Origin of the sequence: Legionella londiniensis, assembly GCF_001467825.1 — a bacterium.
Taxonomy (GTDB): Bacteria; Pseudomonadota; Gammaproteobacteria; order Legionellales; family Legionellaceae; genus Legionella_A; species Legionella_A londiniensis.
In genome coordinates, this window is record NZ_LNYK01000033.1 from 295,855 (window position 1) to 308,017 (window position 12,163).

Sequence of the window (12,163 nt, forward strand, 5' to 3'; positions counted from 1 at the left end):
AGAGAGTGATAAGCATTAACGAACAAGAAAAAAACAAATGCCAATAAAAGCAATGAATCCCCAAAAAGGGGATAATTGCAAGAAAACCAGGGCAAGAAAGAATAAAATCGTCATTAAAATCAATATATAGGAATAATAGGCAGCCAATATTCCCTGCCCCAGCGAATAGGCAGCGGCTGCAAGCAAAGCCAGTGCGCCATATTGTACGGAAACCATGATTTTTTTGCTGAATGGGCCCGTATGACTTGTTAACCATTGATAACCCAAGACTGCTAAAATAAGTCCGGGCAAGTTAAGGCAGGCAACAGCCAATATGAGGCCTGTGATGCCCGCTGCCTTATAGCCAACGAGCGCCGACAGTTTGACTGCTGTTAATCCTGGAAATAAAAAAGAACTGCCTATCATGGCCAGGAATTCTTCCTGGCCAACCCAGTGGCGGTAGGCGACAACTTCATACTCAATGAGTTTTAACATGGAATTGCCGCCGCCCAGGGCTATGAATCCAATTTTTCCAAAACTTGTGGCCAGGGCAAATAAGGTTTTAATCATGTATAGCCAGTTTTTTAAGAAAAGTAATATAGTCGCAGGAAAGCTCATTGCCGAGCAAGTGTTTGCTTAATGATTCCACAAGCGTCAGCGCTTTTCCTTCAATGCAAGCTGTAAAAAACACTTGTTTTTTGATTTGCAGCCTGGCAAGTTCTATTGAGGTTTTAGGGATCGTATTCAATTTATGTAAGAGCGCGACTTTATTGACCTCAATTTGTTGCCCGCAATCGTTTAAAAGATTTAACAAGTTATCGACCTGATGTTGCTTCATCCCGGGAAGAAACGTTTTTTTATCCTGTTCCAGGAGATTTATCTTTTTGCCGAAGGCCCGGGCATTATTGGCTTTTTTTAATAAAGGTTTATAAAGCAGCTGATCACGGCGCATTTTGATATTGAATTCACTGTCTGGCAGCAGATAATAGCAATCTCTGCGCTGTCTTATGGTGTATTGCGACAAATCAAGAAAACTGTCATCCAGTCCCCGCAATTCAATAATGGCATCGGCAGGCCAAAAAAAACGGATTTCCCATTTCATTTCATCCGTTAATTCAGGTTGCCTAGGCAGCCTGAGCTCAGGACTTGAATGAATTTCAAAATTCCACACCAGGCGTTTGTTCATTGTCGGTGAAAGGATTGTAGTGCGCTAAATCATTATTGATTAAGCTGCGGTGAGATGCAATTTTTTTGCCTGCCTATAATCAGATGCGTTCCTGTGTACGAAGTTAAAATATTGATTTAATATGTAACTCTTATGTAAATCCTGTTGATTTAACCAGGGAAAGGAAAAGCAAAATGGCCATTGGTTTATTTTTGGTGTATCTCATTTTTACCCTTCTTGTGCTCTATCACGCCTGGAGTCCCCGTATCTGGGAAGCCGGCAGCGTCATTTACCTCTTGACCGCCACTTTTTTGATTGGTTTACCCTGGGTGGCAGGTATTGTGCTTTGGCTTGTCATAGCATCGATCATTGCGGTTCTTCATATCGATTTCATTCGGGATGAAATAGGTAATTACCTGTTTAAACACGCGGGCAAAGCAATACCAAAGCTCTCTAAAACAGAAGAGGAGGCATTAAATGCCGGGGACACCTGGCTTGAAAAAGACATTTTTACAGGAAGGCCTCACTGGGAAAAATTGGCTGAAAATGAACAAAAGCTTAGTGAGGAAGAGCAATCCTTTCTGGAAAATGAAACGCAGACTCTTTGTGATATGTTAGATGAGTGGGAGATTATTCAATCATGCGATCTTCCTGAGAAAGTTTGGCGCTATATTAAAGAGAAGGGTTTTTTTGGCTTGGTCATTGCCAAGGAGTACGGCGGCAAAGGCTTTTCTGCACGCGCGCACTCGGATGTAGTCATGAAAATCGCCAGCCGATCCGGGGTTGCTGCAGTCACTGTGATGGTTCCTAACTCGTTGGGGCCAGGAGAACTCCTCCAGCATTATGGGACAGAGGAGCAGAAAAAGCATTATTTACCGCGCCTTGCCAAGGGAATAGAAATACCATGTTTTGCGCTGACTGAGCCTGGCGCGGGCAGTGATGCTACATCGATTAAGTCTGAAGCCGTTGTGGTAGAAAAAAAAGTTGACGGCAAAACCGTCCTCGGACTTAATATTACCTTAAATAAGCGGTGGATTACGCTGGCGCCGGTCGCCACCTTGATTGGGCTTGCAGTGAATTTAAGAGATCCTGACGGCTTGCTGAAAGGAAACGGGAAGGAAGGCATAACCTGCCTATTGATTTCTCGGGATACCCAAAATCTTGAAATCGGCAACCGTCACTTGCCGGCTGATCATCCCTTCATGAACGGCACCATCCGCGGGGAAAATATTTTTGTACCCGTCACCAGTATCATTGGCGGCCAGTCACAGGCTGGGTGCGGATGGCAGATGCTTGTAGAGTGTTTATCCATTGGCCGCTCGATTTCATTACCCGCTCTGAGCGCTGCCTCATCTTCAGTATCCTACTTGACGAGCGGCGCATTTTCTCGCATCCGCCGCCAATTTAATGTGGAAATTGCAGAATTTGAGGGCATTGAGGAAAAGCTTGCTGAAATTGCAGGTCTTACTTATCTTGTCAACGCCACCCGCTTGCTGACTGCGGAGGCAGTGAATCAACACAAAAAGCCTTCCGTTGCGTCTGCCTTGACCAAATACTTTAATACCGAGCTTGCGCGAATTGTTATCAATGATGCCATGGATATTCATGCAGGCCGCGCAGTTGTCGTTGGCCCTCGCAACTATATGAACAATTTCTATCAGGGAATTCCCATGTCGGTTACCGTGGAAGGCGCAAATATCATGTCCCGCAATCTCTTGATTTTTGGGCAAGGCTCCATGGCATGCCATCCTTATATCCGCGATGAATTTTATGCGCTTGCTCACGGCAACAAGGAGGGATTTAAAGAAATTTTCTGGAAACATATTCAGTATTTTTTACATAATTTTGCAAAAGCGGTGTGTTCGGCCTGGACTGGCGGGGTTTTCATCTCTGTTCCAAACAATGCCTTAAAAAAAGAATATAAGAAACTGGCTCGCTTAAGTTATGCCTTTGCATGGCTTGCTGATTTGACGTTAATGTATCTTGGCGGTAATTTAAAGCGTAAAGAACGGCTTTCTGCCCGATTGGCCGACGGCATGTCATACCTATACATGGCCATGGCTGCCTTGCGTTTCTATCAGCACCAAAAGTCTCAGGATAATGAACTGCATGCCAGATGGGCTGCAACCTATTGTTTTTATCATGCGGAGAAGGCCATGATTGCGTTATGCCATAATTTCCCTGCCCGCACTCTCGGTTTTTTTATCAGATTTCTGGTCTTCCCCTTTGGTCAAAGCATGCGCCTCCCAAGCGATAACCTGGATCACAAGCTGGCACGCATGATGGCGCGCAACAATGAATATCGTGATTTTCTTGCCAAGGCTATATATCTAAGCGGCGAGCAAGGGCAGCCTGTGGACAAAATGGAGCTGGCGCTACAAGCCATTATTGAAAATGAACACCTTTATGAGAAGATAAGCGATTTGAAACGTTATAAATTTGGTCAATTACAGGAAAAACTTAAGGAAAAAGTTAAGGAGGGCAAACTCACCCAGTCAGAAATGGATGCCCTCATTGAAGTAGAAAAGCTCAGATGGGATGCTATTCAAGTGGATGAGTTTGCGTTTGATGATATGAAGGAAAAAACATTTTCATCCTTGACCGATAAGTTAAAAACGCCTTTTGATTGAACAGCTGCCTTTTGGCAACGGCCATAGAAGCCAAAGGCATTTTGCATTATTTTTACAAAATTTGTCTTTGCCCAAGCTAAGGCAACATAAAATATTTGCTATAATTTTAACATTCATATTCTTAACAGCTTATTATTGAGGTCATCGACATGCGTTTGCCGTTAGTTAAGCGGGGTACCGCTGGCAGCAATAGTCTGCCTACAAGCGATTCATTGTATAAATGTATGGAAGTGGCGACAAAACCTGATTCGGCAAGATACTTCCATACCCAGTTTGAGCAAAGGCTAATCGATGCCGGGCTAAAAGATAAATCCGGCCCTGTTTTAAACGAAGTCAAGAAATTTGCTGATTATATTGCCCTGCAAGGATCGAACAGCAATCCCTGGTCAGGAGACATTCACATTCCTTCAGCCTTTCATAATTACCAGGAGCATTTGGCCAAAGAAGCCATTAAAGAGGTGGCTGTTAATAATATCGATTTTGATTATGCGGTAAGCAATCAGTCTGAATTTCTCCGAGGGTATTCTAATAATGGGCAGCCGGTTGATGGCGAGACGCTTTCTTCCATGGATAAAATATTTAACGCCTGGCTTGTTGAGAATGACATGCTGTGCAACAACGGCGTTATTTATGAAGCAACCGCAAAAGGAGATATCAAGTTGGACTCTAAAGGAGAGCCGGTTAAAGCTGATCCTGAACGATTGAAGTCTTTACTTCATCATAAAGACAAGGGATTTGAGCAATATCTGCACAAAAAAGACGAGGCGATACAAGTGAATGTTCGCGAGCAAGCCTATCCTGAAAAACGTGTCGTTGCTGAAAAAGGACCTGAGGCAAGGGTGTAATTCCGGAATAATATTTGCTGATTATTCATTATTATCTGTTTCAGAGGCTGTGCCTTAATTTTTGTTCAGCAGCATTGAGTCGTTCAAAAGAGCCAATATCAAACCATAGGCCGCGGTGCAACTCACCAGTGGCCAGTTTTTTTTCTGCCAATGCGCGTATGGCGGGTGTCACTGAAAAACGCTTTCTTTGGCAATCCTGAAAAAGCTTTGGATGATAGCTTGCAATTCCTGCAAAGGTGTATTGCTTGTTGCTATTGATCAGTTGGCGGTTAGGCATTAATCCAAAATCCCCTGACTGGCTGTATTCAGGTTTCTCTACCAATAAAAGATGGGCAAGGCTCTTGTCCGGCAAAGTAAAAAAAGAGAGATCAAAATCACAGTAGATATCAGCATTAATAGTAAGAAACGGCTTGTTACCCAATAAAGGAAGCGCGTTGAGAATCCCCCCGCCTGTTTCTAGTCCCCCGGGCGGTTCCGGTGCGTAAACAATTTCAATGCCAAAGCGGGCGCCGCTGCCTAAATGACGTCTGATTTTTCCTCCCAAATGCGCGTGATTGATGATGGCTTTTTTATATCCGGCGCTCACTAAATTCGTGAGGTGATATTCAATAATCGGGATACCATTAAGCGGGCAGAGCGGTTTTGGAGTCATATCCGTGAGCGGACGCAAGCGGCTGCCTCGCCCCGCAGCAAGGATCATTGCCGTCTCCATCATGCATTGGTCTCCATAAATGCCTCATGAACCCTATTTTGCATAAAAAAATAAAAATCGCGAAGCTCAGGGTAACGCCGCAAACAGTCCAACACATAATGAAAAGTTAAAGGTAAATCCTTTAAATAGGCAGGTTTATTATCTCTGATATGCAGGCGGCTAAAAATTCCAAGAACTTTAAGATGTCTTTGCAGGCCGCACAAATCAAATGCCCGGCTGAATTCTGCCAATGTCCATTTAAGTTTAAGTTGGCTTGAAATACATTGATAAAAATCTTCAACAAAAGCAGAAACTTGCGGCTTAGGCAATTGAATGTAACAATCCTTCAACAAGGATACCAGATCATAGGTGATAGGACCGCATATTGCGTCTTGAAAGTCAATAACGCCTAATAAAGGATTGGCTGGTTCGCTCATAACCATGATATTTCGTGAATGATAATCGCGATGCACAAATACTTGCGGTTGGGTTTGAATTTCTTCAGCCAGCCAATGAACTGTTTTTTGGATAAGGCGTATTTCTTTGGAATTTAAATCCAAACCAAGATACTGCTGTAAAAACCAGTTGCTAAACAAGGCAAGTTCTTTCAGAATGCTTGGTTGGTTAAATCGAAGCAAATCATGCGGTATTGGACAGGCTTGAATTTTCACCAGGGTCGCAAGAGCCAGGCGATAAAGCTTATCGGAATTATGGGAGGTTAGCGATTTCAGAAAGGATAAATCACCCAGGTCTTCCATCAGCACAAACCCCTGTACCTCATCTAAAGCAAAGATATGGGGAGTATGTATTCCGGCTTGTGCAAGAATGTCCGCAATATGGATAAAAGGCGAGATGGGTTCCTTATCAGGAGGAGCATCCATCACTACATACTGGCACTCGCCATGGTGTAAGCGAAAATACTGGCGGAAGCTTGCATCGCCGGCAAGAGGGGTTAAAGAAAAAGAAGTTGAATTTAAGATATCATTTAGCCATTTGTTGAGTGCTCTTTGCCTTGTGTGCATGTTATACTTCCTGGCCTTCTAAGGCGGTAGTGAATGTGGTGAAAACAAGAATCAACGGACAACACATGCCTTTCAGACGTTATGTCTTGAAATTTTATGCCCCGCTTATTGCTTCCATTCACGCATTAAGCTTAGCTGTGTTAACTAGCCGTGCAGTATACCATATTCTGTTAATGAGTGGTTTGTTGCTTGCTCTCTGCGCCAGTATTTATAGCCATGCAGTTTCGCCCAACCTGAAAAGCCGGCCTGAAGTTGTGGAAGCTTGCATCATTCCAAGCAAGCCTGTGTTAACCCCGAAATTGCGCAGCAAAATCACCCAATGCCTCGGCTGGAAAAAAGACCCCTCCTATCCGCTCTGTGAAGGAGCCTATACCCCCTTGCACATTGAACCTCTTGCTGAAGAGGTCATCAAAATCACGGCGGATGAGACTTCGTTTTATATCAAAGGCCGTTCCGTGCTTAAGGGGAATGTAGAAATCCAGCAGACAGAACGAATTGTGACAGCGCAGACTGCCTATCTTTATCGTGACGAAAAAACCAATAAAATCAATCGCATTGAGTTGTTGGGAAATGTGCGTTATATGGAGCCTGAAAGACTGATGGTGGCTCGAAAAGCAGTCATTAATCCACAAGACCACTCCGGTTTTGTGGAAGATGTTTTATACCGTTTTGCAACGGAGCGTGCAAGCGCACTATTGCCAGCCCATGGGCGTGCTGCCAGAATCGAACGCTTTGCCAACAAAAATTACAATTTGCAGCAGGCGACCTATACTACCTGCGCGCCAAACGATAATGCCTGGGAAATTCAGGCGGCAGATATCAATCTTGATTATGCTGAAGAGCAAGGCGTTGCAAAACATGCAGTACTCAGGATTCATGACTGGCCGGTACTCTATTCTCCATACCTGAGTTTCCCCACCTCGAAAACCAGAAAATCTGGATTTTTGCTTCCTTTGTATGGGTATTCCAATGTCGGCGGCTTTGATTTTGGACTCCCGTATTATTGGAATATCGCGCCAAACTATGATGCAACGTTTATTCCCCATTATTATTCCCGCAGAGGATTGATGATGGGGGGAGAATTTCGTTACTTAACCAGACATTCTATCGGTTTGCTCGATGCGCATTATCTGCCAAATGACCGGGCATTCGCCAGGTTTATTGACGATAATCAAGCCCAGTTTGCGAGTCTTCGCGGCTTATCGAATGATCGCTGGTCTTTATTGTTCAGGGATCATACCCGGTTTATGCCAAATCTGCGCATGGGCATTAATTTCCAACAGGTTTCTGATGATTATTATCTGCAGGATTTTAGCACAAACCTTGCCATAGCGACTCAGAACCAGTTATTGCGGCAGGCGGATCTTGCTTACAATACTGAGCATTGGTATTACAGAGCCATGGTTAAAAGTTACCAAACCCTGCATCCTGTCAATCAATCTGTCATAGCGGATGTATATGAGCGCTTGCCTCAGTTCCTGGCGCGGGGAAATTACAATGAGCTGCCCTTGAATGCGCATTTTAGCATTTTAGGGCAGTTTGATTATTTCAATTGGCCTTCGCAAAGACAAAACACACCAGAAGGTCCCCGTTATCACCTAAATCCAATTTTGTCTATTCCTTTTACCAAACCTTATGGTTACCTGACTCCAGAATTCCAGATTGTTGAAAACTATTATAATGTTCAATATCAAACGAGCTTTTCTGATACTCATTTCAACCGCACTATCCCGCGTTACAGCATAGATGGCGGATTATTTTTCGACCGTTCTACCTCGTTTATGAACCAGCATTATACACAAACCCTGGAACCCAGGCTCTATTATCTCTATGTGCCATTTCGTGATCAAACCCCTATTCCGGTATATGATTCCGCCTATATGATTTTTAACAGCGATCAATTGTTCCGTACCAATCGCTTTTCCGGATATGATCGCATAGGTGATGCAAATCAGCTTTCCTATGCCGTGACCACGCGCTGGCTTTCAGAAGAGAGCGGGCGGGAAAAGGCAAGTTTTACCATCGGACAAATTCGTTATTTCGCCGACCGTCGCGTACAGTTGTGCTTCAGAAGGGAAGGAAGCTGTATTGACGGCCCGCGCGTACTTGGCAATCTTTCTCCAACTGCAAGTTACTCTCCTATTGCTTCCAGGCTTTCTTATCATATTAATCCCAAGCTGAGGATTAACAGTGATTATGTATGGGATGTTGACACCCACTCTACCTATAACGGCAACTTGAATCTTCATTATCAACCGGAAAACGATAAGGTTGTCAGTTTTGGCTATACCTATCTTCAAAACGGCGATATTACCCTTGTAGCAAATGGTAAAACCGATAGTGATGCCTTACACCAGGCAACCTTTGCCTATGCCTGGCCGTTTAGTGATCACTGGAGTACCCTGGGTGTTTATAATTATAACATCAGCAAGCATTATAATATGATGGCATTTTTTGGGATACAGTATGACAACTGTTGCTGGGCCCTGCGTTTGCTGGGAGGGCGAACATTTAATAGTATTGATCCTCAAACTCTCGCACCCCAGTATAATAATAATGTTTATTTGCAACTGCTGTTAAAAGGGTTAGGTTCAGCGGCTAACAGCGATCCTTCAACCATAATTCGTACTTATTTGCCGAATTATGTGGATGTTTTTCAATATTGATTAGGCATGCCCCCTTTTAATAGAAATAGGTTCTTGTTTGAAATTCAGCAAACTTGCTTGTATTTTGATTAAGAATCACCTAAATTGCTGAGCCAGAATGGCTGTTTTTAAAATCCTTGATGATTGAATAGAGGAATACCGAATGCGAAAGCTAGTTTTTATTTTGTTTATCTTGTTTCCTGTTATGATTTTTGCCGATAAGGTACAACCTTTAGATAAAGTTGTAGCGATTGTGAATGATAATGTCATCACGTCCACTGAGCTTGAAACCCAGGTACATAATATTCGTCAACAGTTATCCGCTCGAAACGCGCCTCTCCCGCCGGAGGACGTTTTTCGCAAGCAGGTTTTGCAGCATTTAATTGACGTGGAATTACAATTGCAACTTGCAAAAAGTAATAATATGACAATCGACGCCGCGGAGCTGGATGAGACGATTGCTAAAATTGCAAAAAATAATCACATAACGGTGACACAGTTGCGCGAGGAAATCAGCAAACAAGGCTTAACTTGGCCTAATTTCCGTGAAAATATCCGCAAAGAAATGTTAATGAGCCGCGTACAGCAAAAGGCTGTAGGGCAGGAGATCGTCATTTCTGCCCAGCAGATAGAGGATTATTTAAAAACCATGCGCAATAATGATCGCAAGCAACAAACCTATCATCTTCAAAACATCGTGATTCCCCTGCCCGAAGAACCAACGCCGGAGCAGTTGAAAAAAGCTAAAAATAAGGCGCTGATTCTTTTAAGAAAGATTAGGAACGGGGAAGATTTTACGCGGTTGGCAATTGCTGAATCCAGTGGTGAATATGCGCTTGAAGGGGGCGATCTTGGCGAGCGTCATTTAGCGGAAATGCCCGAGGTTTTCGCTGACAAGGTCATTTCAATGAAAATTGGTGAGGTGGCAGGCCCTATCCGAACTGGAAATGGTTTTCAGTTAATTAAATTAGTTGCAAAAGGTGGCAATGAGCACCAGCATGAAGTTGTGAAAAGCCATGTTCGTCATATTCTGGTCAAGCAAGATGCGAGCATGACGGCAGCTGAAGCCAAAAAACATATTGACAACTTGTACCAACAATTAAAATCCGGCAAGGATTTCGCGTTAATGGCAAAACAGTACTCTGTTGATGCTGCAAGTGCTGTTAAAGGCGGTGATTTAGGTTGGGTCACACCGGAAGAGTTGGTTCCCCAATTTGCAGAAGCAATGAATGCCTTGCCGCTGAATACAGTTAGCAAGCCCGTAAAATCGGTTTTTGGCTGGCATTTAATTGAAGTTCTTGAGCGAAAAAAAACTGATGACTCTGAAGCATATCAGCGTCAAAAGATAAAGCAGCTGCTGCAACAGCGAAAATTCACCGAATCTGTACAGAATTGGTTGCAGCATCTCCGGGCCACTGCCTACGTTAAAGTGCTGGATAAGGATCTGGCATGAAGCCAGTACTGGTTACCAGCGGCGAGCCGGCTGGCATAGGTCCTGATATATGCCTGGCTTTGGCCGCAACTGGTTGGCCGGTCGTGGTAATGGGGGATAAATCATTACTCGCGAAACGGGCAAAGAAACTGGGCATTTCTCTGAATCTCGTCGATTACCGGAAAAATAATACATCCATAGGAGCCAGAGGATCTTTAACTGTTTTGCCCCTTCCTTGTTTGGCTGAGGCATCAGCTGGCGTACTGAACCCTGATAATGCAAAATATGTGATGCAGATGTTGGGTTATGCCACAGAGCGTTGTTTGCAAGGCGAATTTTCTGCTTTAGTGACGGCGCCTGTGCATAAGGGAGTTATCAATCAGGGAGGGTATTCCTTTTCAGGGCATACAGAATTCCTGGCTGCGTCTTGCGGTATTAAAACTGTGGTTATGATGCTGGCCTCCACCCAGTTGAGAGTAGCCCTGGCAACGACACATTTGCCGCTAAAAGAGGTGCCTTTGAAACTAACTAAGACACTTCTCACGGATGTTATTCACTGTTTACATGAAGCCTTACGAAAGGATTTTGGTATCGAACATCCCAAAATATGCGTTGCCGGATTAAACCCTCACGCAGGGGAAGGGGGGTATTTAGGGAAAGAGGAAATTGAGGTCATTACACCGGTTTTAAATAATTTGAGACAAGAAGGGCTGAGCCTGTTTGGGCCACTGCCGGCTGACACCATGTTTTCGGCCAGCAATCTGCAGAGCAATGATGTTTTTTTAGCTATGTATCATGATCAGGGCTTGCCCGTAATCAAATATGCCGACTTTGGACGCGCAGTTAACATCACGCTCGGCTTGCCATTTATCCGCACATCGGTTGATCACGGAACTGCATTGGAACTTGCAGGAACTGGTTTGGCAGATGCATCAAGTTTACTTGCAGCAGTAGAAATGGCAATCAATGTGGCACGAAACCGATCTTCAAAAAAACGATGAGTATAATCAGTTTAATAGCAGCAGTAGATAAAAATTTTGCTTTGGGCAAGGATAATCAACTCTTATGCCACCTGCCCTCGGATCTCAGGCATTTTAAATTATTGACGCTTGGCAAGCCTGTTATTATGGGACGCAAGACCTTCTTTTCTATCGGTAAACCACTGCCTGAACGCCACAATATAGTCATCAGCAAAACCATGCATCAAATTGAAGGGATGAGCGTGGTTAGCTCTTTATCAGAAGCGCTTGCGGTTGGGGGGTATGCTTCCGAGATCATGATTATCGGCGGAGAAAAGGTGTTTGCTGAGGCTTTGCCCTTGGCAGACAGGCTATATCTGACACATATTCACCATCAATTTGATGCTGATGTGTTTTTTCCTTCATTTAACATTCAACATTGGCAATGCGTAGAAAAAACATACCATTCCAGTGATGAACAAAATCAATACGCCATGACCTTTTGTACCTATCACCGTATTAAACCAGATTAAAAAAATCGGGCGAAATCATCTGGAAATCAGCAAAAAGACGAATTTATACACAAAATGAATGGTTATGCTATAATCATTATTGCCTGCAAAAACGAGACTGAGTCAGCGCAGGCATTTTTCTGATGTATTTGCCTGGATTATTTTTTCATGTGAAATTACTTTTTTTGGGACATAATGCAAAAAGTATTTGACATAGGGAAAGAGAAAGGTAGAATACGCATCACGCCTGGGGATGGCGAGTTCCTTAAGAAGATAGAAGACA

General features: G+C 43.7%; 10 protein-coding genes. 6 read left to right on the top strand and 4 right to left on the bottom strand.

The window, feature by feature from the left end; translation table 11 throughout:
- Positions 1-15 precede the first annotated feature (15 nt).
- Together Llon_RS10820 and Llon_RS10825 are read right to left on the bottom strand one after the other, a co-directional pair.
- Positions 16-549, bottom strand: a complete 534-nt coding sequence (locus Llon_RS10820) for a chromate transporter (RefSeq protein ID WP_058530058.1) — start codon at positions 547-549, stop codon at positions 16-18.
- On the bottom strand, positions 542-1,081 hold the full coding sequence (locus tag Llon_RS10825) for a hypothetical protein (RefSeq protein WP_131754661.1): 540 nt from the start codon (positions 1,079-1,081) through the stop codon (positions 542-544). The genes Llon_RS10820 and Llon_RS10825 overlap by 8 nt, the downstream gene beginning before the upstream one ends.
- A gap of 257 nt (positions 1,082-1,338) precedes the next feature.
- Here Llon_RS10825 and Llon_RS10830 point away from each other — a divergent pair, with 257 nt between their 5' ends.
- Complete coding sequence (locus Llon_RS10830) at positions 1,339-3,774, top strand: acyl-CoA dehydrogenase (protein WP_058530060.1); 2,436 nt, start codon at positions 1,339-1,341, stop codon at positions 3,772-3,774.
- A 149-nt stretch (positions 3,775-3,923) separates the two neighbouring features.
- Positions 3,924-4,619 carry a hypothetical protein gene (locus Llon_RS10835; RefSeq protein WP_058530061.1) on the top strand — a complete coding sequence of 232 codons (696 nt, stop codon included), beginning with the start codon at positions 3,924-3,926 and terminating at the stop codon, positions 4,617-4,619.
- A 40-nt stretch (positions 4,620-4,659) separates the two neighbouring features.
- Here the strand turns inward: Llon_RS10835 and murU are convergent, their stop codons facing one another.
- Together murU and Llon_RS10845 are read right to left on the bottom strand one after the other, a co-directional pair.
- A complete protein-coding gene (gene murU, locus Llon_RS10840) occupies positions 4,660-5,331 on the bottom strand; it encodes an N-acetylmuramate alpha-1-phosphate uridylyltransferase MurU (RefSeq protein ID WP_058530094.1) in 672 nt (223 codons plus the stop codon).
- The gene (locus Llon_RS10845) at positions 5,331-6,332 is read right to left on the bottom strand and encodes an aminoglycoside phosphotransferase family protein (protein ID WP_058530062.1); all 1,002 of its coding nucleotides are present in this window, start codon (positions 6,330-6,332) and stop codon (positions 5,331-5,333) included. Before Llon_RS10845 ends, murU begins: the two co-directional genes overlap by 1 nt.
- A 65-nt stretch (positions 6,333-6,397) precedes the next feature.
- Between Llon_RS10845 and Llon_RS10850 the strand changes: the two genes are divergently transcribed.
- From Llon_RS10850 to Llon_RS10865, 4 genes are all read left to right on the top strand, one after another.
- The gene (locus tag Llon_RS10850; RefSeq protein ID WP_237758317.1) at positions 6,398-8,998 is read left to right on the top strand and encodes an LPS-assembly protein LptD; all 2,601 of its coding nucleotides are present in this window, start codon (positions 6,398-6,400) and stop codon (positions 8,996-8,998) included.
- A gap of 142 nt (positions 8,999-9,140) precedes the next feature.
- Positions 9,141-10,430, top strand: a complete 1,290-nt coding sequence (locus Llon_RS10855) for a peptidylprolyl isomerase (RefSeq protein WP_058530063.1) — start codon at positions 9,141-9,143, stop codon at positions 10,428-10,430.
- Positions 10,427-11,410 carry a 4-hydroxythreonine-4-phosphate dehydrogenase PdxA gene (gene pdxA / locus Llon_RS10860; protein WP_058530064.1) on the top strand — a complete coding sequence of 328 codons (984 nt, stop codon included), beginning with the start codon at positions 10,427-10,429 and terminating at the stop codon, positions 11,408-11,410. The genes Llon_RS10855 and pdxA overlap by 4 nt, the downstream gene beginning before the upstream one ends.
- Positions 11,407-11,901: a dihydrofolate reductase gene (locus Llon_RS10865; RefSeq protein WP_058530065.1), complete on the top strand. Its 495-nt coding sequence runs from the start codon at positions 11,407-11,409 to the stop codon at positions 11,899-11,901. Before pdxA ends, Llon_RS10865 begins: the two co-directional genes overlap by 4 nt.
- The last annotated feature ends 262 nt before the right edge of the window (positions 11,902-12,163 follow it).